19 protein-coding genes are annotated in these 23,415 nt (G+C 72.9%); 10 read left to right on the top strand and 9 right to left on the bottom strand.

Annotation, left to right across the window (positions count from 1 at the left end; genetic code table 11):
• Positions 1-100 precede the first annotated feature (100 nt).
• Positions 101-1,327 (top strand): cytochrome P450, encoded by a 1,227-nt coding sequence (locus tag ACH4D5_RS18910; protein WP_398303585.1) that lies wholly within the window; start codon positions 101-103, stop codon positions 1,325-1,327.
• Between the two features lie 48 nt (positions 1,328-1,375).
• Here ACH4D5_RS18910 and ACH4D5_RS18905 read toward each other — a convergent pair whose 3' ends face one another.
• From ACH4D5_RS18905 to ACH4D5_RS18875, 7 genes are all read right to left on the bottom strand, one after another.
• The gene (locus tag ACH4D5_RS18905; RefSeq protein ID WP_398303583.1) at positions 1,376-2,644 is read right to left on the bottom strand and encodes a cytochrome P450; all 1,269 of its coding nucleotides are present in this window, start codon (positions 2,642-2,644) and stop codon (positions 1,376-1,378) included.
• On the bottom strand, positions 2,641-3,255 hold the full coding sequence (locus ACH4D5_RS18900; RefSeq protein WP_398303581.1) for a GTP-binding protein: 615 nt from the start codon (positions 3,253-3,255) through the stop codon (positions 2,641-2,643). The genes ACH4D5_RS18905 and ACH4D5_RS18900 overlap by 4 nt, the downstream gene beginning before the upstream one ends.
• Positions 3,236-3,598 carry a DUF742 domain-containing protein gene (locus ACH4D5_RS18895; RefSeq protein ID WP_398303579.1) on the bottom strand — a complete coding sequence of 121 codons (363 nt, stop codon included), beginning with the start codon at positions 3,596-3,598 and terminating at the stop codon, positions 3,236-3,238. Before ACH4D5_RS18895 ends, ACH4D5_RS18900 begins: the two co-directional genes overlap by 20 nt.
• Positions 3,595-4,014, bottom strand: a complete 420-nt coding sequence (locus ACH4D5_RS18890; RefSeq protein WP_398303577.1) for a roadblock/LC7 domain-containing protein — start codon at positions 4,012-4,014, stop codon at positions 3,595-3,597. Before ACH4D5_RS18890 ends, ACH4D5_RS18895 begins: the two co-directional genes overlap by 4 nt.
• A gap of 135 nt (positions 4,015-4,149) precedes the next feature.
• On the bottom strand, positions 4,150-6,024 hold the full coding sequence (locus ACH4D5_RS18885; RefSeq protein ID WP_398303575.1) for a sensor histidine kinase: 1,875 nt from the start codon (positions 6,022-6,024) through the stop codon (positions 4,150-4,152).
• A 294-nt stretch (positions 6,025-6,318) separates the two neighbouring features.
• A complete protein-coding gene (locus tag ACH4D5_RS18880) occupies positions 6,319-6,918 on the bottom strand; it encodes a hypothetical protein (RefSeq protein ID WP_398303573.1) in 600 nt (199 codons plus the stop codon).
• Between the two features lie 93 nt (positions 6,919-7,011).
• On the bottom strand, positions 7,012-9,906 hold the full coding sequence (locus ACH4D5_RS18875) for an AfsR/SARP family transcriptional regulator (RefSeq protein ID WP_398303571.1): 2,895 nt from the start codon (positions 9,904-9,906) through the stop codon (positions 7,012-7,014).
• 162 nt (positions 9,907-10,068) lie between these two features.
• On the opposite strand from ACH4D5_RS18875, the gene ACH4D5_RS18870 reads away from it, so the two are divergent.
• From ACH4D5_RS18870 to ACH4D5_RS18860, 3 genes are read left to right on the top strand one after another with little or no spacing between them, the layout of a single operon-like run.
• Positions 10,069-10,929 carry a hypothetical protein gene (locus tag ACH4D5_RS18870; protein ID WP_398303569.1) on the top strand — a complete coding sequence of 287 codons (861 nt, stop codon included), beginning with the start codon at positions 10,069-10,071 and terminating at the stop codon, positions 10,927-10,929.
• A 15-nt stretch (positions 10,930-10,944) separates the two neighbouring features.
• The gene (locus ACH4D5_RS18865) at positions 10,945-13,146 is read left to right on the top strand and encodes a PQQ-binding-like beta-propeller repeat protein (RefSeq protein WP_398303567.1); all 2,202 of its coding nucleotides are present in this window, start codon (positions 10,945-10,947) and stop codon (positions 13,144-13,146) included.
• Between the two features lie 2 nt (positions 13,147-13,148).
• Positions 13,149-15,350, top strand: coding sequence for a PQQ-binding-like beta-propeller repeat protein (locus tag ACH4D5_RS18860; protein ID WP_398303771.1), 2,202 nt, complete (start codon positions 13,149-13,151; stop codon positions 15,348-15,350).
• 17 nt (positions 15,351-15,367) lie between these two features.
• Here ACH4D5_RS18860 and ACH4D5_RS18855 read toward each other — a convergent pair whose 3' ends face one another.
• Positions 15,368-16,201 (bottom strand): MurR/RpiR family transcriptional regulator, encoded by an 834-nt coding sequence (locus ACH4D5_RS18855; RefSeq protein ID WP_398303565.1) that lies wholly within the window; start codon positions 16,199-16,201, stop codon positions 15,368-15,370.
• Positions 16,198-17,757 carry an aromatic amino acid ammonia-lyase gene (locus ACH4D5_RS18850; RefSeq protein ID WP_398303563.1) on the bottom strand — a complete coding sequence of 520 codons (1,560 nt, stop codon included), beginning with the start codon at positions 17,755-17,757 and terminating at the stop codon, positions 16,198-16,200. Before ACH4D5_RS18850 ends, ACH4D5_RS18855 begins: the two co-directional genes overlap by 4 nt.
• 142 nt (positions 17,758-17,899) lie before the next feature.
• Here ACH4D5_RS18850 and ACH4D5_RS18845 point away from each other — a divergent pair, with 142 nt between their 5' ends.
• From ACH4D5_RS18845 to ACH4D5_RS18820, 6 genes are read left to right on the top strand one after another with little or no spacing between them, the layout of a single operon-like run.
• A complete protein-coding gene (locus ACH4D5_RS18845; RefSeq protein WP_398303561.1) occupies positions 17,900-19,096 on the top strand; it encodes an ABC transporter ATP-binding protein in 1,197 nt (398 codons plus the stop codon).
• Entirely contained in the window at positions 19,093-19,740 is a 648-nt protein-coding gene (locus ACH4D5_RS18840; protein WP_398303559.1) for an ABC transporter permease, read from the top strand. Before ACH4D5_RS18845 ends, ACH4D5_RS18840 begins: the two co-directional genes overlap by 4 nt.
• A 2-nt stretch (positions 19,741-19,742) precedes the next feature.
• Positions 19,743-20,414: an ABC transporter permease gene (locus ACH4D5_RS18835; protein ID WP_398303557.1), complete on the top strand. Its 672-nt coding sequence runs from the start codon at positions 19,743-19,745 to the stop codon at positions 20,412-20,414.
• Between the two features lie 22 nt (positions 20,415-20,436).
• Complete coding sequence (locus tag ACH4D5_RS18830; RefSeq protein WP_398303555.1) at positions 20,437-21,378, top strand: ABC transporter substrate-binding protein; 942 nt, start codon at positions 20,437-20,439, stop codon at positions 21,376-21,378.
• Positions 21,379-21,399: 21 nt separating this feature from the next.
• Positions 21,400-22,827, top strand: coding sequence for a purine-cytosine permease family protein (locus ACH4D5_RS18825; RefSeq protein ID WP_398303553.1), 1,428 nt, complete (start codon positions 21,400-21,402; stop codon positions 22,825-22,827).
• Positions 22,828-22,838: 11 nt separating this feature from the next.
• The gene (locus ACH4D5_RS18820) at positions 22,839-23,258 is read left to right on the top strand and encodes a hypothetical protein (RefSeq protein ID WP_398303551.1); all 420 of its coding nucleotides are present in this window, start codon (positions 22,839-22,841) and stop codon (positions 23,256-23,258) included.
• Positions 23,259-23,415: the final 157 nt, after the last annotated feature.

Below are 23,415 nucleotides of genomic sequence, written 5' to 3'. Positions count from 1 at the left end.
TTGTTAGTGCAGCGCTCAACAGTCGGCCAGGAGCAGGCTGGTTGGGGTCAGCGGCGATCAATAGCCTGATGCGCGTTGCCTGTACCGACCAAGGAGCTCTATGTCCGCCGCGCAGCAGGTCCCCGACATCCTCTCGCCCGAGTTCGCCAAGGACCCCTACCCGGCCTACCGGGCGATGCGGGAGAACACACCGCTCCTGTGGCACGAGGCGACCCAGAGCTGGATCATCTCGCGGTACGAAGACGTCGAGCGCGTGTTCAAGGACAAGGGCTCGCAGTTCACCACCGACAACTACGACTGGCAGATCGAGCCCGTCCACGGCAAGACGATCCTCCAGCTCAGCGGCCGGGAGCACGCCGTGCGGCGGGCCCTGGTCGCGCCCGCCTTCCGCGGCAGCGACCTCCAGGAGAAGTTCCTGCCGGTCATCGAGCGCAACTCCCGCGAGCTCATCGACACCTTCCGGCACACCGGCGCCGTGGACCTCGTCGAGGCCTACGCCACCCGCTTCCCCGTCGACGTGATCGCCGACATGCTGGGCCTCGACAAGGCCGACCACGCGCGCTTCCACCGCTGGTACACCACGGTCATCGCCTTCCTGGGCAACCTCGCGGGCGATCCCGAGGTCGCGGCGGCCGGCGAGCGGACCCGCGTGGAGTTCGCCGAGTACATGATCCCGATCATCCAGCAGCGCCGCGACCGGCCCGGGGACGACCTGCTGTCCACCCTGTGTGCCGCCGAGGTCGACGGTGTGCGCATGAGCGACGAGGACATCAAGGCCTTCTGCAGCCTGCTGCTGGCCGCCGGAGGCGAGACCACCGACAAGGCGATCGCCTCCATCTTCGCCAACCTCCTGACCCACCCCGATCAGCTCGAAGCCGTCCGGCAGGACCGCACCCTGATCGCCCGCGCGTTCGCCGAGACGCTGCGCCACACGCCGCCGGTGCACATGATCATGCGGCAGTCGGCGGTCGACGTGGAGCTCACCGGCGGCACCGTGCCCGCCGGTGCCACCGTCACCTGCCTGATCGGGTCGGCCAACCGCGACGAGCGGCGCTACCGGGACCCGGACCGCTTCGACATCTTCCGCGACGACCTGACCACCACGACCGCGTTCTCCGCCGCCGCGGACCACCTCTCCTTCGCCCTCGGCCGCCACTTCTGCGTGGGCGCCCTGCTGGCCAAGGCGGAGGTGGAGATCGGCGTCGGCCAGCTCCTGGACGCGATGCCCGACGTACGGCTCGCCGAGGGCTTCGACCCGGTGGAGCAGGGGGTGTTCACGCGCGGCCCGCAGTCGCTGCCCGTGCGCTTCACCCCCGTCACCGCCTGATTCCGGAGCGGGGCGGGCGCCGCCCGGCCGGGGTCATGACACAGGCTCTCAGTGCGTCACCGGCGTGAACTGCACCGGCAGCGACGTCAGGCCGCGCATCCAGATGGACGGGCGCCACCTCAGCTCCTCCGGCTCCACCGCGAGGACCAGGTCGGGCAGCCGCTCCAGGAGCGTCTCGACCGCGGTCCTGGCGATGACGTCGGCCAGCAGGGGGGCCGGGTACGGGCAGCGGTGCTCGCCGTGGCTGAAGGAGAGGTGCGCGGAGTTCTCCGGTCCCACGTGCGACTCGGGCCAGATCTGCGGGTCGGTGTTGGCCGCGGCGAGGCCGAGCACCAGGCAGTCGCCCGCCCGGATCTGCCGCCCGCCCAGCTGGGTGTCGCGCACCGCCCAGCGCCCGATGAAGTTCTGCGTGGGGGTGTCGAGCCACAGCACTTCGTTGAGCGCCTCGCCCACGCTCAGCCGCCCGCCGGACACGTTCAGGGCGAACCGCTCGTCGGTCAGCATCAGCCGCAGCGTGTTGCAGATCCAGTTGGCCGTCGGCTGCTGGGCCGCGGCGATGACGGAGATCAGGTCCTGGACGATCTCCTCGTCGGTGAGGCCCGCGGGATGCAGCAGCATCCGCGAGGTGACGTCCGCGCCCGGCCTCTCCCGCTTCTCCTTGACCAGGAGCTGGATCCGCTCGCCGACGCGCGTGTACGCCGCCACGGGGTCGTCGCCCTCCGCCGCGTCGAGCGAGATCCGCAGGTCGTCCACGAGTTGCTGCGTATCGGTGCCCGACTCGGGCATGCCGCACATCTGCACCGCGGCCCGCATCGGCAGGGCGTGGGCGTACGCGCTCATCAGTTCCGCCTGGCCGCTCCCGGCGAACGCCGCGATCAGCCGGTCGGCGATCCGGCCGCAGTCCCTGGCCAGTTCGAACTGGTCGACGCCCTCCAGCGCCTCCGTGATCACACCGGCCCGGCGCCGGTGCTCCTCGCCCTCGGTGAAGAGGACCGACGGCTGGTAGCCGACGAAGGGCATCAGGGGCCAGTCCGCGGGAATGCGGTCCCACTGGTTCCAGCGGCGCGAGTCTCGGGCGAACAGCTCGTCATGGCCGGTCACATAGCTGACCTCGGAGTACCCGAGGACCAGCCACGCCGGCACGTCCCCGTCGAGCAGCACCGGCGCGACCGCCCCGTGCTCGCGGCGCAGGCCGCGGTAGAGCTGCGCCGGTGTCTGCTGGTACTCCAGACCGCCGAGGCGTACGGCACCGGCGTGAGCGGGACACCCCGGCGGAGGGTCACTCTGCTCGAAAGGGGATCCGGTCGGCTCGGTCACGGTGTCATCTCCTGGGCCATGGCCAGTTTGTAGAGGTGGTCCACGAGGGTGATCAGGACGTCCTTGCCGGACGATCTCACCCTCGCGTCGCAGTCGATCAGGGGCACGTGGGCGGGGAGCGCGAGGGCCTGGCGGATCTCGTCCAGCGAGTGCCTGGCGGTGTCGTCGTCGAACCGGTTCACCGCCACCACGAACGGCGTCCTGTGGTGCTCCAGACGGTCGATCGCGTACCAGGAGTCGTCCATCCGCCGGGTGTCGACCAGGACGACCGCGCCCAGCGTGCCGGCGAAGAGCCGGTCCCACAGGAACCAGAAGCGCTCCTGGCCGGGCGCGCCGAACAGGTAGAGCACCACGCGTTCGTTGAGGCTGATCCGGCCGAAGTCGAACGCCACCGTCGTCGTGGTCTTGGCGGCCACCTCGGACGTCTCGTCGACACCGATGCCCGCCTGCGTCATGACCTCTTCGGTGTTCAGCGGGCGGATCTCGCTGACCGAGCGGACCAGTGTGGTCTTGCCGACGCCGAATCCGCCCACCACGACGATCTTCAAGCCGGTCTCTGCGGTGTCGGACAGCGGAGTGCGGGACGGCAGCTCAGATGTTGCGGAGCCCATGGAGCACCTCCTTGAGAAGGTCGGATTCGGGCATCGAGGCGACCGCGTGGGCCGCGCGGGGATGACGGGCCGTGATCCGGCCCGTCGCGAGCAGGTCGCCCAGCAGAATCCGCACCACGGTGATGGGCAGCTTGAGCTCCGCGGCGATCTCCACCACGGCTGTCGGATGCCGGCACAGGTCGAGGATCCGGGCGTGCTCCGACTGCATCCCGGCCGTGGGCTCGCACTCGCTCACCACCAGCGTGACGAGGTCGAACGAATCGTCGTCGGCCCGGCTGCGGCCACCGGTGACCGTGTAGAGCCGGTCCGGGTCACCGATGTCCACGGGCCTGCGCGGCGTCACGAGGAGCCGCTGCTCTCGGCCTCGGCGCGCGGCTCGGCGCGCAGGTGCTCCCCGATCTGTTCCACGAGCTCCGTCATCTGGTGGCCCACCACGCCCGGGTCGGCGTTCTCGTCGGCGATGACCGCCAGGTGCGCTCCTTGCCCCGCCTCGACGATGAAGAGGAGTCCGCCGTGGAATTCGGTCATGGAGTGCCGGACGCCGCCGGTTCCGTCGCCGAACTCCGCGGACGCGCCCTGGGCCAGGGCCTGGATGCCGGAACAGATCGCCGACAGCTGGTCGGCCTGGTCGAGCGTCAGATGCTCGCTCCAGCACAGCTTCAGGCCGTCCCGGGAGAGCACCAGGGCATGCCGCGTACCGGGGGTGCGCTGGAGAAGGCTCTGGAGGAGCCAGGTCAGGCTGTTGTCAGTGGTCTGCATGGTGGGTAGGGCGAGGTGCTTCGGGCGAGCCGAGCCCAGTCACCGGCCCGTGCCTCCAATCTCACGGTCTTGAGCGGGGGGGGGGAAGGGGGAAGGAGGGCGCCGGACCCGGGCGCCGTGCGGGGAGCGCTTCGGTTACTCGGTCGGGGGCGGGCCGGGTTCGCCGGGGGTGCCCGGAGCGGCCGGGGGCTCGGGCGCCGCCGGGAAGCCCGGGGCCTCGCCCCCGGCGCGCCGCGAGCGGTGGAAGGCGCCGAACCGGGAACCGGCGTCGCGCGCCCGCCCCGCCTCGTCGGGCAGTGCCCCCGCTCCCGTGGCGGAGCCGGCGTCGGCTGCCGCCTTGCGCTGGCGGCGTTCGCGGTCCGCCTCGGCCATGGTGCGGCCGGGTGCGCGCACGGGCAGGCCGTTCGGCGTGGCGGCGGGGGCGGCGTGCGCCGGCCGGGCGGGGGTGTCCGCGGCGGCGGGCGGTGCGACGGCGGCCGGGGGTGTCACGGGTGCCGTGGGTGTCACGGGTGCCGGAGGTGTCAGGGGTGCCGGAGGTGCTTCGGGCAGGGCGGGGAAGGCGGGGGTCGCCTCGGCCGCCCCGGCCGCCGGGGCCGGCGCCGCCGGGAGCGGCGGGGGTGTCGCCGCGGTGGTGCGCCGTACGGGGTGCTGCGGGGCGGGGTCGCGCTGCTGGGCGAGGAGCTGCGGCGGCAGGAGGACCACCACACCCGTGCCGCCCCGCGAGGACGGGCGGAAGTTGACGCTCATGCCGTACTTGGCGGCGAGCCGTCCGACCACGGCGAGGCCGAGGCGGGTGCCCTGGAGCGAGGCGAGGTCCGTCGTCTTCCCGGAGACGGACTCCTCGGCCCGGCGCATCGCCGCGTCGGCCATCCGCAGGCCGCTGTCCTCGATCGTCACGACGATCCCGGCGCTGCGCTCCTCGACGTAGACGTGCACTTCGTCGATGGGCGGCGAGAAGTTCGCGGCGTTGTCCATGAGTTCGGCGAGGACGTGCATGACGCTCTCCGCGGCGAAGCCGGCGACCGCCACGGTCGTCGAGCAGTGCAGCCGTACCCGCTGATACGCGGAGATGCGGCCGACGGCACCCCGCAGGATGCTCTCCATGACGATCGGCTTGTTCCACGCGCGGCTGGACCGGCCGCCCATGAGCAGGGCGAGGCGGTCCGTCATCAGGCCCAGCTGGGACGTGCTGTGGTCAAGCCGCAGCAGGTCGCCGAAGACCTCGACGCCGTGCCGCTCCTGCATGTCCCGCAGGTCGGCGAGCATGCTCACGGCCTTGGCCTGGACGCGGCTCAGCGCCTTGGCCGATGCGGCCTGCGCGGCGGCGGCACGTCGTTCGCTGTGGGCGAGTTCCCGGATGAACGATTCCGCGGGCAGCCGCAGCAAGGGGTTCTGCGGCCACTGGAGCCCGGCCAGGACGGTGTCCGCGGAGGCCCCCTCGCGCAGCTGCCCGATCGCGGTCGGCATGGTCACCTTGGTGAGTACGTCGAACTCTTCGGAGGACTGCGCCAACTGGCCCTGCGCGTGGCCGAGCTGGGCCTCCACGGACCGGGCGTGCCGCACCGTTTCCTCCACCACCGAGGCGAAGGTCTGCACGATCCGCCGGAGCTGGGCGTCGGACGGAGGCGCCGTGTTCGCCAGGGCCTCACCCGCTGCCGCGCCGTCGCGCAGTTGCTTCACGAGGCTCGGGAGGGTGACGTTCACGAGGTGGGCGGACTCGGCTATCTGGTGGCCAAGCTGAGCCCGCAGCGCCTCGGCCTCGGCCTGGGCCGCCGCGGCGGAGCGGGCGAGCCGCTGCCGCGCCACGGAGCCGACGAGCAGGCAGACGGCAAGGCACAGCCAGCCGGCCGCGAGCGAGGCCGCCGTCCAGCCGCGGGCGGCGTCCGGTGCCGCGGCAGCCGCGAGGGCGCCGGCGCCGCCGGTCACCACCAGCACGCCGCCGGGCACGGCCCACGCGGAGCGCTCCGCCTTTGCTGTGCGGCGCGGGCTGGGAGGAGCAGGCACTGACATTCAGCGGTCCCTCGGTCCTTGGGTGCAGGCGGACAACGAGCCGATCGGTACGCATCGGTCGTGGGCCCGGAGGGGGCGCCAAGAGGACGGCGATCTTCCGGACCACGTATCGCGCCATGCTAGCCACCCGTCCGGGTATGAACATCAGCCCGGTGAGCCTGCTTGCCCCTCAGTCGAGTTCGTCGCAATCTCGCCCCCTCGAACGCGCGCCGGTGATAAGGGAGTTCGACTTCTTCGGGGGCGGTGCGGCCCGGATCCCACCGCCGGGAGCCGTCGGCGGAGGCGGCCTCGCCGCTATCGGGCCGCCGCGACGGTGCGGCGCCGCACCCCGCCCGGCCCGGCGTCACCCGCCGCCGGGCCCGTCGTGCGGTAGGCCCTGACCGCCTTGCCCGCGGGGGCGCCGGCGCCTCGGCCGAGCCAGTCGACGCGCACCCACAGGAGCACGTCGTCCGCCCGCTCGCGACGGCCGACCCACGCGGCCTTCGCCCACAGGCCGGCGCCGGCGCCCGCGAGGACCGCGCCGCCCGCCACCGGCAGGGCGAAGGCGCTGCCGAGTGCGGCGAGGAAGGCGGCGGCGAGCCACCAGCGGTGACCGTGCCGCCAGTTGCGCACGCTCACCGACCGGCTCTGGAGCACGTCGTACTTCCCGGCGCGGGTCGCCTCGCGGGCGAGGGCGCCGTAACGCTTCCTGCGGGAGTACGCGACGGCGGCCGCGACGACGATGAAGAGGGCCGCCCCGGTGAGTACGCCGATACGGCGTCCGGTGAGACCGGGCGGCAGCGCGCCGATCCCCGCGGCGAGCACCCCCAGCCACCACAGGGGCGCCGCCCCGGCCCGCACCACCACCGGCACCCGCACCAGCCCGTGCCCACCGCGTCCCACGTCGCCTCCCATGCCTCCCGTCGCGCTTCTTCGGCGGAGGAGGTTAGCGACGGAATCTGAGGACAGGGTGAGAACACCCACCCACCACACCGACTCGGCGCCGGGTCACGCTTCCAGGGAGTGGGCCGCTTGGAATTGCTGTTCGGCCTCGGTCGGGTGGCCCGCTGCCGCGTAGGTGCGTCCGAGGCGGCGGCGGATCTCCGTCTCCAGGGGCCTGCTGGTGTGTTCGGTGAGTGTGGCCAGGGCCTCCTGCTGGAGGGTGATGGCCAGGGGCAGGTTGCCGCAGCCGTGTTCCGCGGCGCCGAGCAGGGACAGGCTCGTCGCGCGCAACTGCAGGTCGCCGACCTCCTGGGCCAGCTCCGCCGCGCGCCGCGCCAGATCCTTGACCTCGGCGTGCCGGCCGAGAGCCGACTGAGCCTCCGCGGTGAAGCACAGGGTCTTGCTGATCATTCTGGGTCGGCCGATCTTCTCGGCGAAGGTGAGGGACGTGGCGTAGTACGTGAGGGCTTCCTCGTGCCGGCCCTGCTGGTCGTGGAGGGCGCCGAGGTTGCAGCTCGACATACCGGCGAGCCAGTCGTCGTCGAGGCGGGCCGCCATCTCCATGGCCTCGCCCAGGTGGGCGGCCGCCTCGGGAAAGCGGCCCAGCGCACGCTCCGCGGCACCCATGCCGGCGGTCGCCCGGGCCTGTTCGCGCAGGTCGCCTTGGTGGCGGGCGATGCGGAGCGCGTCGGTGCACCAGGCGTGGGCCTGCCGGAAGCGTCCCTGGTAGATGTCCGCGATGGCGAGGCAGTTGCGCAGCGAGGACGGCATCCGCCGGTCGTCGGCCAGGTCGGCGCCGGACAGCGCGAGCTCCAGGGCGGAGCGGCACTCGTGGTAGCGGCCCTGGCGTACCAGCGGGTCGAGCAGGGACTCGGCGATCCAGCAGGCGTGGTCGCGCTGCCCGGTGGCCGCCGCGAAAGCGACCACGTCGAGCAGTTGGCCGCCCGCGGCGTCCAGCCACGCGTCGGCTTCCCGCCAGTCCGAGAAGGGGGAGCCGGAGACGTCGGGGCCGGTCGGGAAGCCCTCGGGGCCCCAGTCGCTGGCGATGCGCCCGGCGGCGGTGTAGAGGTGCAGCACGGCGGCGCGGTCGGCCGCGGCCTCCTCCGGTTCGGCGGCGGCGAGGCGGCGCGTGTGGTCGCGTACGAGATCGTGCAGCCGGTAGCGGCCGGGCCGGGGCTGCTGCAACAGGCTGGCGTCGACCAGGCGCTCCAGGAGATCCTCGGTCTCGTCGAGGGGGCGCCCCAGCATGACAGCGGGAGTGAGCCCGTCGAACTCGGCGGTCGGCGACTGGCCCAACGCCCGGAAGCCACGCCTCAGTTCGGGCACGAGGAGGTCGTACGACATCCGGAAGGCGGCTTCCACGCTGCGGTCCTCCGCGCGGAGCTCGCCCAGGCGGCGCTCGTCGTCCGACAACCGGCCGACCAGATGGGCCACGGTCCAGGAGGGGCGGTTCTGCAGGCGGGCCCCGGCGATCCGCAGCGCCAGCGGAAGGCCGCCGCAGCGGCGGGCGAGCTCCTGAGCGGCCTCCGGTTCCTGTTCGGCGCGTGTCTCGCCGAGAAGGCGGGTGAGGAGGGTGACCGCCTCGCCCGTGTCCAGGGGCTCCACGGTGAGGCGCCGGTCGGCGTCGAGGCCGGGCAGGCGCTGGCGGCCGGCCACGAGGACCCGGCTGCCCGGGCCCGCGGGCAGCAGGGGCCGCACCTGCTCCGCGCTGCGGGCGTCGTCCACGACCAGCAGCAGCCGCAGGGAGCTGGTGGCCGCACGCCATGCGGACACCAATTCATGCAGCTCATCGGGGAGTTCCCCATCAGCGGCATTGACGGCACGGAGCAGCCGGTGCAGTGCGCGCTGCGGCCGCAGACTCTCGTGCGGGGCGCCGTGCGTGTGCAGATCCACGAACAGACAGCCGTCCGGGTACTGATCGTGCAGCGCCCAGGCGGCGCGAACCAGCAACGCGGTCTTGCCGACGCCCGCGGTGCCGTCCACAGCGGCCACAGAAACGGAGCCTCGCGGCACCGGCGCGGTGAGCAGGGCGAGTTCCGCCTCACGCCCGACAAGCCAGGCGGTGTCGCCGGGGAGTTCGTTGCGGCGGGGGTGGGGTGGGGGTGGAGAGGCAGGCGATGGTTGGGGGGTGGTGGGGGCCGTGGTGCGGGGGGACGAGGGGTGGCCGAGCAGTTGTAGGTCGTCTCGGCGCAGTACTGCCTGGTGGGTTCGGCGGAGGTCGTCGCCGGGCTCCACGCCCAGTTCGTCGCGGAGCCGGTCCCGTGTCTCCCGGTAGGCGGCGAGCGCTTCGGCCTGTCGGCCGCTGCCGTAGAGCGCGCGCATGCGCAGGGCGGCGAGGGGCTCGTCGTGCGGCCGTGCCGTCGGCGCCGCCAGCAGTTCGTCCAGCGCCTCCGCATACCGGCCCAGGAGCACCAGGCACTCCACCCGCTCCTGGTGGAGGGTCCTCCGCAGCCGGGCGAGGCGCTGCCGCTCGGCGTCGGCGAGCGGTCCGGGCAAGCCGGCCAACGGCTCCCCGCGGAACAGGTCCAGTGCTCGCGTACAGCCGTCGAGGGCGGCGGCGAGGTCACCCGCCGCTCTCGCGCCACGCGCCGCGCCCGCCTCCGCGGTCAACTCCCCTAGGTCCGTGCGGGCTTGTCCGGGTACGAAACGGTAGCCGCCGCGCTCGCCGCGGATCACGGACGCGGCGGGGCCGGTGCCGGGTGCGTCCAGCGTCTTGCGCAGGGGGTAGACGTAGCTGGGCAGGACCCGGTGGCCCGTGCCCGGGGGTTCCGGTCCCCATACGTCGTCCAGCAGTTGCTGCCGGGTGACGAGCGTCTCCGCGCGCAGGACCAGTGCGGCCAGTACCGCCTGACGGCGTACGGGTCCCAGGTCGAGCGGCACCTCACCGCGGTGGGCTGCGACCGGGCCGAGCAGGGCGAGGTGCAGCCGGTCCTTCCCTGTGACCTCTGTGTTCTCGTCCACCCGAACTCCCCCGTCGTTCCTGTGGTTCCCCGTAGCGCCGCGTTGGTCCTCCGCGGCGGCCGAGTCCCCTGCTTCAGCAGGATTTCATCGGCATTGCAGTGTCTCGCGAGAAGGTGCGGCGGGTCATGTCCGGTCCCGGTCGTCGAGGAAGCGAGCTGTTCCGTGAGTGAGAACCCGCAGGTGGATCCCCGGCAGGGCTTCGCCCAGGCGCCACCCCCGGCGCCCGGCCAAGCGCCACCCCCGATGCCCGGCCAGGCGCCGCCGCCCGTCCCGCCGCAGGCGCCCGGCGCGCCCTCGGCCTGGTCGCAGCCGGTACCTGCGGGCGGCCCCGGCGGACCCGGCGGCCCACGCGGCGGCCGTTCCCGCGGCTGGCTGATCGGCGGCGCCGCCGCTCTCGCCGTGGCCGTGGTCGTGGGCGTGGTCGTCGTCGCCACGTCGGGGGACGACGACAAGAGCAGCGAGTCGGCCAAGCCCCCGGGTGCGCCCGGTAGCGGGCCGGGAGGTGCCGCCAAGCCAAAGGCACCGTCGGCGGGCAAGGCGTTCTCCAAGGTGCCCAAGGGATGCGAGCTGATCAAGACGGCCACCATCGAGAAGATCGCGCCCGGAGCCAAGTGCACGCCCGGCCTGATGGACGACGCGGACACGTCCATGATGATCACGAGGATGCCGAGGTGGCAGCCCGCGGACTACAGCCTCTATCAGAGCCTGGACGTCAACCTCACGGTCGGCGCGAGCGTCGAGGGCCAGTACGACCTGAAGAAGAGGGGCCTCCTCAAGGCGGTGACCGGCAACAAGGTGGAGGACCCCCACTCCGTCAGCGGGCTCGGCGAGGAGGCCTTCGCCGCTCACCACGTCGACGCCCGGGGCGGGTCGCTGACCTATGCCAAGGTGGTCGTCCGTGAGGGCAACGCCTCGCTCAGGGTTGAGCTCGTCTACAGCCAGGACACCTCCGAACTCACCCGCAAGCAGGCCGAGGACGTCGTCGTCACCGCCGCCCGTGACGTGCTCGCCTCGATGAGCTGACCCCGCGGCGACGACGTGTACACCCACACCCACGAAGGCAGCGACCCCGCAGTCGTACACAGCCCCGCCCGGATCGGCCCCTACGAGGTCTTCCAGCTCCTCGGCGAGGGCGGCATGGGCAGGGTGTTCCTTGCCAGGTCGCCGGGGTCGCGGCTGGTCGCCCTGAAGGTCATCCGGCCCGAGTACGCCGAGGCGCCCGACTTCCGCGGGCGTTTCCGGCGCGAGGCCGCGTCGGCCCGGCGCGTGAGCGGCTTCTTCACCCCGCCGGTGCTCGACGTGGACGCGGACGCCCCGCAGCCCTGGCTGGCCACCGCCTACGTCCCGGCGCCGTCGCTGCACGACGTCGTACGCCGCTTCGGCGTGCTGCCCGAGGCGGGCCTGCGGGCCCTCGGCACCGGCCTCGCGGAGGCGCTGCTCGCCATCCACGACGCCGGCATCGTCCACCGCGACCTCAAGCCCGGCAACGTACTCGTCGCCGAGGACGGGCCCCGCGTCATCGACTTCGGCATCAGCAGCGCGGTCGACGCCACGCAGGTGACGCGGACGGGCGCCGTGGTGGGGACGCCCGGGTTCATGGCGCCCGAGCAGATCGTGTCGAGCCGTGCGGCCGGACCGGCGGCGGACGTCTTCTCGCTGGGCTGCGTCCTGGTCTTCGCGGCCACCGGGCGGGGCCCCTTCGGTTCCGGCGGGACGGCCGAGATCCTCTACCGGGCGGTCCACCATCCGCCTCAACTCGACGGCGTACCAGCGGCGTTGGTGCCGCTGATCAGCGGCTGCCTCGGCAAGGATCCGGCCCTCAGGCCGTCCGCCGCCTCGGTGCTCGCCGCGCTGGGGCCCGCCGATCCTGCCGCGCTGCTCACCCAGGGCCTGCGGGAGGACGTGGCGCGGCGGGAGGCGCACGCCGCCGTCCTGGTCGCCGCGCCGCCCATGCCGATGGCGCCCCTCGCGCCGCCCGTCGACCCGTTCGCCACCGCCCCCAAGGGGCCGAGCCGCCGCAGATTCCTGTGGCTCGCCGCGGCCGGCACCACCGTCGCGGCGGGCGGCGGTGCCGCCGCGCTGGCCGGGTGGCGGCCGGAGTCCGACAAGGACCCGGCCCCGAGCGGCGGCAAAGGCAGCGAGGGCAGCACGGGGCGGCCCGAGCCCAAGGTCCCTGCCGGCCCGAAGCCACGGTGGTCGGTCCCGCTGAAGAAGCTTCAGAGCGCCCAACTACAGCTTTTGGGCGACCTGTTGGTGCACTGGGACCAGGAGCACGCGACCGCCTATGACACCGCGTCGGGCAAGGAGCGCTGGAAGGGTTCGCTGCGCATGCCCTCCGACGTGTCGACCGGCCCGAAATGGCTGGGCGTGGGCGGGTCGACGCTGTTCGCCACGGCGTGGAGCGGCGAGCGCGGCTATCTGTTCGGCGTCGACGCCGCGGGCCGGCAGAAGTTCGGCCACACGGTCACCGAGCCGGGCGCCGGCGCCCAGTCCGCCGACTTCGTCGACGGACTGCTGTCCGTCGCCGGTTCGGTCGCCGTCATCGGCACCAGTGGCCACAAGGGTTACGGGGTCCTCGCGGTCGATCTCGGCTCGGGTGAGGTGCTGTGGTCGCGCAGGATCAAGGGCAGCGACTTCCAGGCCTACGCCGACGGGGACCGCTGCTTCCTCCAGGACAACGGCACACTCCGCGGCCTCGGCCTGCGCTCGGGCGCCGAGCGGTGGAAGGTCCCGGACGTCGTCAAGCCCGGCGCCTACCCCCACCTGTCCACCGACGGCAGGATCCTGCTCGTCACCAGCACGAAGGCGCAGGCCTTCCGCGTCACCGACGGCAAGAAGCTGTGGACCGCCGTCAACGAGACGACCACGATCAGCGCGGCCAGGGTCCGCGGCGAGCGCGCCTATCTCTACGACGGCCCCGGCACCGCGTTCGCCCTGGACACGCGGAGCGGCAAGCAGGTGTGGAACACCGCGAGCCCGGTGCGCCTGACGACCACCGGTGGCGCGGACGACCAAGGGCCCACCGTCTCCTCGTCCGTGGTGGCCATCGCCACCTGGGCCACCGGCGACGTGCCGGGGTTCGTCGTCCTGCGCGCCTCCGACGGCAAGCCGCTCTGGGCGCACCAGCCGTCCGGCGCCAAGGAGGCGGGCAAGACCGACTGGCTGCTCCAGGTCTCCGGCAACACCCTCTTCGCCGCGTCCGCGTCCACCCTCCACGCCTTCCGGAGCGACACCTCGTGACCATGCCGCCGCCCCCGCCCCTGCCGCCGTCCGCGCCGCCGCCCGCCGGGCCGACGCCGTCCGCACCGCCCCCACCGCGGGCCGCCGCCCCCGCCTCGTACATCGGCCCCTACCGGGTGATCAGGGAGCTCGGCGCGGGCGGCATGGGCCGGGTGCACCTCGCCGCGTCGCGCAGCGGCCGTGCCGTGGCCGTGAAGGTCGTACGCCCCGAACTCGCCGCCGACCCCGACTTCCGCCGCCGCTTCAAGGCCGAGGTCGATGCCGCCCGCGCGGTCTCCGGCGCCTTCACCGCGCCGGTCGTCGACGCCGACCCCGAGGGGCCGCAGCCGTGGCTTGCCACCGCGTACATCCCCGGCCCCTCCCTCACCAATGCCCTGGACGCCCACGGGCCCATGCCCGAGCCGACCCTGCGCGTGCTCGGCGGCGGCCTGGCCGAGGCGCTGGCCGCGATCCACCGGGCCGGGCTCATCCACCGCGACCTCAAGCCGTCCAACATCCTGCTCACCCTCGACGGCCCGCGGGTCATCGACTTCGGCATCAGCCGGGCCGTCGACGGGACGGTGCTCACCGCCGCGGGGCAGGTCGCGGGGTCGCCCGGCTTCATGTCGCCCGAGCAGTCGCGGGGCGGCGAACTGACGGCCGCGAGCGATGTGTTCGCCTTCGGCGCCGTGCTCGCCTTCGCCGCCACCGGCACTCCGCCGTTCGGCACCGGTGCGGTCCACGCCCTGCTCTACCGGGCCGCCTACGAAGAGCCCGAGCTGACCGGCGTCCCGCCCGGCCTGCTCGGCATCGTCGCCGCGTGCCTCGACAAGGACCCCGCCCGCCGGCCCACCGTCGAGCAGCTCCAGGCGTGGCTGCGCCCGGAGACGACCGCCGGCTGGCTCGGCGCGGTCGAGCTCCAGGTCACCGAGGACCAGCGCACGCTCCAGGGCGCGCTGCGCGGCCCGCTGCTCAGCCGCCGCCGGCTGCTGGCCGGCGGCGGCGCGCTCGCCGTGACCGCGGCGGCCGGGGGCGCCTTCTGGTTCCTGCGCTCGCGCGGCGGGGGCGGCGGTGACGCGGCCGCCGCACCCGATCTCGACTGGACCAAGGAGCTTCCGCAGCCCGCCATGTTCCTGCGCGCGGTCACCCGGTCCACGCTGCTGTGCACCGAGAAGGCCTCCGGCGCCTGCTTCGACCGGACTACCGGCAAGCTCCTGTGGAAGGACCTCGGCGGCCAGAACACCGACGCCCTCGCCGACGACAAGCGCGTCTACACGGTCCGCACCGACGGCAAGGTGCACGCGTTCGACGGCCGGTCCGGCAAGAAGCTGTGGGACGCGCCACCGGTCGGCGAAAGCGCGCCGCAACTCCACCTCTCCGACGGCGAGTTGGTCATGACGACGAGCGGCGGGCGCTTCCGGGCCCTGGAGGCGTCGAGCGGTGCGGTGCGGTGGACCGCACGCGACGTGGAAGACGTGAGCGTGGCGCTCGGCACCACTCCGGCGGGCGCGCCGCTCGTCTGGGGCGGCGCGTCGAAAACCACCCCGGGCGCGATGCTCAGGGGTTACTCCGCCCTCGACCGGGACACGGGCGAGCGCGTGTGGGCGAAAGACCTCGTCACCGTCCACCCGCCGGAGAAGAGCAAGGTCCTCTACGCCATCGACGCCAAGATGAAGCTGCTGGCCCTCGACCCCGACGACGGCGGGACCCGCTGGAGCGAGCCCACCGAACTCCCGCCCACGAACGCCGAGATCCTCGGCTGGGAGGGCTCCCTGAGCCTGCTCGAAGGCACCCTCTTCTGCTATCCGAGCACCGGCTTCAGCGGCTCGACCCGCGGGCTGCTCGCCGCCTTCGACCCGGCGTCGGGCAAGACCCTGTGGTCGGTGCGGACCGCCGCCCGCGGCAACCGCGGCTTCGCACGCGCCGGCGCGACCGTCTGCCACCTGGACAAGAAGGTCCTGCACGGGCTGGACGCCCGGACCGGCGCGGCACGCTGGACGGCGGGGGCGGGCCTGGGCGGCCTCGACCTCCTGGGCGCCCTGCACGGACTCTTCCTCGCCGCGGGCGACAAGGGCCTGTACGCCTTCCACGCCGGCACCGGCGAGCAGGTCTGGCACCACCGGGCCACCGGCGGCTCCGGACCGTGGACGGCGCGTGCCGTCGGCGACCACCTGTACGCCACCTGGTCCGGGAAGCTCTTCCGCTTCACCGTGCCCAAGGCGTAGTGGCACACGGGCTGCGCCTACTCCACGAACAGCCCCCGCTCCGCCGCCCGTACGTCGAACTCCTCCAGGCGGGCCTGCGCGTCCGGAAGGCCGTCGCACATCGCCTCCAGGAGGACCCGGCCCAGGAGCATCGGCGCGCAGGCCGTGTCGAAGGCGAGGCCCGTGCCGACCGCGGCCGGCAGGAGGAGGTCGGAGTGGGCGGCCACGGGGGCGAACGCGGAGTCGGCGACGGTGACGACCGTCAGGCCCGCCGACCGGGCGTAGGCGAGCGCGTCGACGACCTCGCGGGGGTGGCGGGGCAGCGCGAAGCAGAGGAGGGCGGTGGCGCCCGCGCGGACCGCCGCGTCGACGCGGTCGGCCAGCATCGTGCCGCCCTCGTCGAGGAGCCGCACGTCGGGGTGGACCTTGGCGGCGAAGTACGAGAAGCCGTAGGCCTGCGAGGCGGCGGCCCGCAGTCCGAGGACGGGCAGGGGCCGGGAGGCGGCGAGGAGCCGTCCTGCCCGCTCCACGGGCGCCGGGTCGGCGAGGGCCTCGGCGAGGTGCCGGAGGTTCTCGATCTCCGCCTCGACGGCCTGCTGGTACTCGTTCGCCAGCGTCTTGGCCGACGTCTCGGGGGGCGCCACGTCCCGCAGGTGCCTGCGCAGGGCCGGGTAGCCGTCGAAGCCGAGGGCGACGGCGAAGCGGGTGACCGATGGCTGGCTCACCCCGGCGAGCTCGGCCAGCTCCACGCTGGACAGGAAGGGCGCGTCGGCGGCCCTGCGCACCATGCAGTGCGCGATGCGCCGCTGGGTGGGCGTGAGCCGGTGGCCCTCGAAGAGCACTTGCAGTCGCGCGGCAGGGCTGTCACTCATGCCGTCCCCCTCAGGATGTCCGTACCCGCAGTCGTTCCGGCGCCGAGGTCCGACCAGAGCCGGGTGAACCGGTCGAGGAGTCCCGCCGCCGCCGTCACATCATCCGTCAGCGGCCGGTCCGCGATCTCCGGTTCGAGTACGGAGTCGGCGAGTTCGAAGGCGTACGCGAGCGGGGTGGCCGGGTCGAGGCGCAGCTCACGCTGCCGCAACGCCCGCACCGCCGCGACGAGTTCGCAGCCCACCACCATGCGGTAGGCCTCGCAGGCGCGCAGCGTCTGGCGGGCCGCGAGCGAGGCGAAGCTGGCCTGCTCCTCGACGCCGCGGGAGAGCACCGCGTGGCCGAGGGAGGCGGGCGCGGAGAAGGCCCGCAGGTCGCCGAGGGCGGCTCCGGCCGCGTATTCGAGGATCATGACGCCCGACGAGGCGGGCTCCCCGTCGGCGAGGAAGGGCCGCAGGCGGGTGAAGGCCGGTTCGTTGAGCGTGGAGAGCCGCGATGTCGACAGGCGGGCCGCCTGGGTGACCGCGAGCCTGAAGTGGTCAAGCGCGAGGGCGAGTTGGGCGAGGTAGAAGCCGCCGTGGTGGTAGGCCGCCATGTCGTCCGGTGAGATCAGGGGGTTCTCGGCGGCGGCGTTGATCTCGACGGTGAGGACCTTCTCCAGGGCGTCCGCGGCGTCGTGCGCGGGCCCGTGGATCTGCGGCACGCAGCGGAAGCCGTAGGGGTCCTGGATGCGGCCGAGGGGCGGCGTCGGGCGGTCGGGGGCGCCGAGCAGGCGCCGCATGCGCGCGGCGACCGCGTAGGAGCCGGGGTGGCGGCGCGCCTCGTGCACGGGCAGGGCGTACGCCTCGTACGACCCGTCGACCGCCATCAGCGACAGTGCGGCGACCACCTGGGTGGCACCGATCAGGCCGCGCAGTTCGTGCAGGGCGAGCGCGGACTGGCCGAGGGTGAGGGCGTTGCTGCTGATCAGGGCGAGGGCGTCGTTGTTGTCGAGGGGCTGGGGCTCCGGGGGCGCCCCGCTCCCCCGCCAGGGGTGTTCGCCCGCGAGCGCGAGGCCCACCTGGGCGAGGGCGGCGATGTCGCCGGTGCCGACCGAGCCGAATTCGTTGACCGTGGGGTGGGCGCCGGTCTCCAGGGCCCGGCAGAGCGCGGTGACGACGCTGGGGCGCAGGCCCGCGCCGCCCGCGAGGAGCTGGTTGGCGCGGACGGCGAGCATGGCGCGGACCTGCCGGGCGGGCAGCTCGGCGCCGATGGCCCCGGCGTGCGAGCGCAGCAGCCGCAGGCCGTGGTCGGCGGCCGCATCGGTCGGTACGTCTTCGTTCCGGTTGGCGCCGACTCCGGTGGAGCGGCCGTAGACGCGGCCCCAGGCGGCGATCTCCCGCGCGGCGTTCCAGGACTCCTCGGCGCGCTTCATGCCGTCGGTGGCGGGCACCGGCCGGGCGTCGGATTCGGCCAGGCGTACGACGTCTGCGACCATCATTCCCCGGCCGTCGAGGACGACGACCGCTTCCCTGTCGTCGGTCGCCGTGTCCGCGATACGAGACGACTTCACGCGCATTCCCTCCTCAACCGGACGTTCTGTCTTGCCCTGCGGCCACTTGTTACCGGTGATTTACGCGGGGCGCACCGAAAACTATTGACAACTTATTCAGACAGCGAGAACTCTGCATGACCATATACAGCCGGGCAAGGGACTCCACATGATCCAATTCGATACGGTCCACAAGCGCTTCCCGAACGGCACCACAGCGGTCCACGACCTCACCCTGGACATGCCCGAAGGCGGCGTGACCGTCCTCGTCGGATCTTCCGGTTGCGGCAAGACGACGACCCTCCGCATGATCAACCGCATGGTCGACCCGACCTCGGGGACGATCCGGGTCGGCGGCCGCGACATCCTGGAACAGGACGCGGCCGACCTGCGCCGCTCCATCGGCTACGTCATCCAGCAGGCCGGCCTCTTCCCGCACCGCACGGTCCTCGACAACGTCGCCACGGTGCCGCTGCTGCTCGGCTGGGGCCGCAGGAAGGCGCGGGCGCGGGCGGCGGAGCTCCTGGAGACGGTCGGTCTCGCCCCCGACGCGGGGAAGCGCTACCCGCACCAGCTCTCCGGCGGCCAGCAGCAGCGCGTCGGCGTGGCCCGCGCGCTCGCCGCCGACCCGCCGGTCCTCCTCATGGACGAACCGTTCGGCGCGGTGGACCCGGTGGTCCGCACCCAGCTCCAGGACGAACTCCTGCGCCTTCAGCGGGAGTTGAGCAAGACCATCGTCTTCGTCACGCACGACATCGACGAGGCGGTGCGGCTCGGTGACCGCATAGCCGTCTTCCGTACCGGCGGGCACCTCGTGCAGTGTGCCGAGCCCGCGGAGCTGCTCGCCCGTCCCGCGGACGACTTCGTCGCGGACTTTCTGGGCGCGGAGCGCGGCCTGAAGCTTCTTTCCCTCGCCTCCCTGTCGGGCGTCCCGCAGGGGCCGGCGCCGGAGGGCGGTGCGTGGACGCTCCGCTTGGACGCGGCGGGGTCTCCTCTCGCCTGGCGCCACGTCGACGGTGACGCGCCGGATGTTCCCGTACGTCCACTCCGTGACACGGACACGCTTCTCGCGGCGCTGGACGAGTCGCTGTCCTCCCCGGCGGGGCTGGTCGCCCGCGTGGACGCGGAGGGCCGCCTGACGGGGGTGTCGTCCCGTGAGGACATCCACGACGGGGCGAGCGCGGCGCACGCGGTCAACCGCGGGCCGGTGGGGGCTCGTCGCGCAGTTCCCCGCGCCCCTGACTCGTCCACCTCGGCCAGAGGCGTCTCGGTGCCGGGCGAGGAGGACGGCCCAGGGGCGCGGGGAACTGCGCGATCAGCCCCCACCAGCCCGCAGGCGAAGAACAACCCGAGCCCTACCCCATGACCATCGACTGGTCGTGGATAGCCGACCACACCGACGATCTCGCCACCCTCACCCTCTCCCACCTCCAGGCCGCCCTCTCCGCCGTGGCCCTGGGGCTGCTCATCTCTCTCCCCCTGGCCGTCGTCGCGCACCGCGTCCGCCCCCTGCGCGGACTGCTCCTGGGCCTCTCGAACGTGCTGTTCACCATCCCGTCCATCGCCGTCTTCGTCCTGCTCCTGCCGGTCAGCGGACTCACCCGCACCACCACCGTCATCGGCCTGACGATCTACACGCTCGTCGTGCTCCTGCGGAACACGGTCGAAGGACTCGACTCCGTCCCCGCGAAGACCAAGGAAGCCGCCAAGGCCATGGGCACCCGGCCCCTGCGCACCCTCCTCACCGTCGAGCTGCCCCTCGCCCTTCCCGTGATCATGGCGGGCGTACGGATCGCGACCGTCATGTCGATCTCCCTCGTCTCCGTGGCGACGTACATCGGCGACGGCGGCCTCGGACAGCTCTTCACGGACGGCTTCCAGCGCAACTTCCCCACCCCGGTCATCGCCGGCGTGGTCCTCACGCTGCTCCTCGCGCTCGTCGCGGACGCGCTGCTCGTCGCCCTCCAGTACGTCCTGACGCCCTGGACCCGCCGCCGGAGGAGTGCCTGACCATGTACGAACTCTTCAAGGATCTCGGCGCCTGGCTGGTCAGCGGCGAGCAGTGGACCGGCCAGGACGGCATCGGGCACCGCCTCGCCGAACACCTCCAGTACTCGCTGCTCGCGACGCTCGTCGCGGCCGCCATCGCACTGCCGCTCGGCCTGCTCATCGGGCACACCGGGCGCGGTGCCTTCGTCGCCATCAACCTGGCCTCGTTCGGCCGGGCGCTGCCCACCGTCGGGCTCGTCGTCCTCGTCTTCCTCGCCAGCGGCCTGTCGATGTGGCCCGTCTACATCGCGCTCGTCGCGCTCGCGGTCCCGTCCATCGTCACCAACACGTACGCGGGCATGACCGCCGTCGACCCCGAGGTGAGGGACGCGGCGCGCGGCCAGGGCATGCGCGCCCACCAGGTGCTGTTCCAGGTCGAACTGCCGCTCGCGCTGCCGCTGATCATGACGGGCCTACGGCTCGCGCTGATCCAGGTCGTCGCGACCGCCACGATCGCCGCGTACGTCTCCTTCGGCGGCCTCGGCCGGTACGTGTTCGACGGCCTCGCCCAGCGCGACCTCGTGCAGGTGCTCGGCGGCGCCGTGCTCGTGGCCCTCGTCGCCGTCGTACTGGATCTCGCCCTCTCGGCCCTCCAGCGCGCCCTCTTCCGCCACCGCCCCACCACGTCGGCCTAGGAGCAGACAGCAGATGCCAGCCATGAACCGCAGAACCCTCCTCGGCGGGCTCCTCGCCACCGCGTCCGTCCCCGCGCTCGCCGCCTGCAGCGGCGGCATCACGTCCCTCGACGGCGGGGGCTCGGGCGGCGGCGGAGGCGGCTCCAGCAAGGGCGGCGTCACCATAGGCACCGCCAACTTCACCGAGAACCAGGTCCTCGGCCACCTCTACGCCGCCGCGCTCGAAGCGGCGGGCGTGGAGACCAACGTCCGCCCCAACCTCGGCACCCGCGAGATCCTCATCCCCGCCCTCAAGGGCGGCGACATCGACCTGCTGCCCGAGTACCAGGGCGCGCTCCTGCACTACCTGGACCCGAAGGCGAAGGCCACGGAGGAGGGCGAGATGCAGAACGCCCTCGCCATGGCCCTGCCGCGCGGCCTCCAGATCCTCCCGTACGGGCGGGCGGAGGACTCCGACGCCTTCGTCGTCACGCGTGACACCGCGAAGGAGTACGGCCTCAAGTCCCTCGCCGACCTCGCGAAGCACAACGGCAAGCTGGTCATCGGCGCCGCACCCGAGGTGAAGAAGCGCACGGTGGGCGCGGTCGGCCTCAAGGACGTCTACGGAGTCGAGTTCAAGGAGTTCAAGTCGCTCGACTCGTCCGGTCCCCTGGTGAAGGGCGCCCTGCGCAAGGGCGACGTCGACGTCGCGAACCTCTTCACCACCGACACCGACATCGCCGCCGAGAAGTGGGTCGTCCTCACCGACCCCAAGAACCTCATCCCCGGCCAGCACGTCGTCCCGCTCATCGCCGACCGCAAGGCCGACTCGACGGTCCGCAAGGCGCTCGCACGCCTCGGCGCCCTCCTGACGACCGAGCAGCTCACCGAGCTCAACCGCCTGGTGGACAAGGACAAGAAGGACCCGGAGGACGTCGCGAACGACTGGGCGTCCCGCCACGGACTGACGGAGAAGTCCGCTTAACCGAAGGGGGAGTCGATCGGCATGGCAGCTGAAGACCTGGTGGAGCGGCGCTCCATCGACGTCGTCCCCGACGACGAACGGCACGGCACCGCGTTCAGCCAGTTCACGCTCTGGCTCGGCGCCAATCTGCAGATCACCGCGGTCGTCACGGGCGCCCTCGCCGTCGTCTTCGGCGGCGACGTGGTGTGGTCGCTGGTCGGCCTCGTCCTCGGCAACCTGCTGGGCGGCGCGGTGATGGCCCTGCACTCGGCGCAGGGCCCGAAGCTCGGCCTGCCGCAGATGATCCAGTCGCGGGCCCAGTTCGGCGTGAAGGGCGCGGTCGTCCCGCTGCTCCTCGTCATCCTCATGTACGTCGGGTTCTTCGCGAGCGGCAGCGTCCTCGCCGGGCAGGCCACGGCCGAGCTGACGCACACGAACGACACCACCGGCATCGTGGTCTTCGCCGCCGTCACGGCGGTCATGGCCGCGATCGGCTACCGCGTCATCCACGCGCTCGGCCGGGTGGCGAGCGTGATCTGCGCGCTCGCGTTCGTCTACCTCGGCATCCGGCTCGTCGACCGCGTGGACGTCGGGGCGCTGTTCGGCGACGCCCGCTTCGACCTGCCGATGTTCCTGCTCGCCGTCTCGCTGTCGGCGTCCTGGCAGCTCGCGTTCGGTCCGTACGTCGCGGACTACTCGCGCTATCTGCCGCGTACGACGTCGGCGAAGGCCACGTTCTGGTGGACGCTTTCGGGCTCGGCGATCGGCTCGCAGTGGTCCATGACCTTCGGGGTCCTGGTCGCGGCGAGCGCGGGGGACGCCTTCCTCGCCAACCAGGTCGGGTACGTCGTCGGCCTCGGCGGCACCGGCCTGATCGCCTCCTTCCTGTACTTCGTGATCGCGCTCGGCAAGCTGACCATCAACGTGCTCAACACCTACGGCGGCTTCATGTCGATGGTGACCAGCATCAGCGGCTTCCGGGGCCGGCGGGTCCTCGGGCCGCGCGGGCGGGCCGCGTACATCGCCGTGATCATGGTGGCGGGCACGGCGGTGGCGCTGCTCGGCAAGGACAGCTTCCTGGCGTCCTTCAAGGACTTCCTGCTGTTCCTGCTGACCTTCTTCACGCCCTGGTCGGCGATCAACCTGGTCGACTACTACCTGATCTCCCGCGAGCGGTACGACATCCCCGCCCTCTTCGACCCGCACGGCCGCTACGGCGCCTGGCGGTGGGACGCGCTGCTCGTCTACGGCGTGGGGCTGCTCGCCCAGCTGCCGTTCCTCGTCACGCACTTCTACACGGGCCCGCTGGTCGATCCGCTGGGCGGCGCCGACATCTCGTGGATCGTGGGTCTCGTGGTGCCCGCGGTGCTGTACTGGTCCCTGGCCAGGCGGAACCCGCCCGTCCCTGGGGATGGGACCCGGACGGAAAGGGGGGTTAGCCCCAGCGCGAGGGCCACCCAGGCGCCGTAACGTAAACGGCTATGGAAGCCCGTGACGCGGAACTCAAGAAGGAACTCGACGCCACTCTGCACGCCCGCAGAGAGCTCGGCGAAGAGTACGACTCCGCCTTGGTCGACTCCTTCCTCGGGAAGGTCGAGCAGCGCCTGGACGGCACGATCGACCGCCGCCTGCGCCGTCACCTGGCCGAGCAGCAGATGGTCGTCGCCCGCGGCGCCCGCTCCCCCGGCAGCCCCGTCGACTCCTGGAGCGAGCGCTTCGGCTTCGGCGTCATCTCGCTGGTCCTCGCGATCCCGCTCTCCGCGATCGCCGCGGTCAACGCCGGCCTGACCGGCCTCTTCGTCTCCTGGGCCGGCATCCTCGGCGTGAACGCGGTGCACGGCCTGCGCGGCACGTCCTTCGTCCACCGGCGCGACGAGCGCCCCTCGGAGTGGGACGACTGAATCACCTTGCCGCCCAGCCGGAGGTGCCGGTACAGGGGCGCGGGGAACTGCGCGACCAGCCCCCACCGGCCCGCAGGGAAAGAACCGCCCACCCCAGCGGAGCGTCAGCGCGGGGACCGCCGCACCCCCAGGGTCACCCAGGGGGCGGGACGACGGC

Source organism: Streptomyces sp. NPDC018029, assembly GCF_044327655.1.
In the GTDB taxonomy this organism is placed as follows: domain Bacteria; phylum Actinomycetota; class Actinomycetes; order Streptomycetales; family Streptomycetaceae; genus Streptomyces.
Note: the sequence above shows the minus strand (reverse complement) of the source record. Positions and strands in the feature narration are given on the sequence as shown.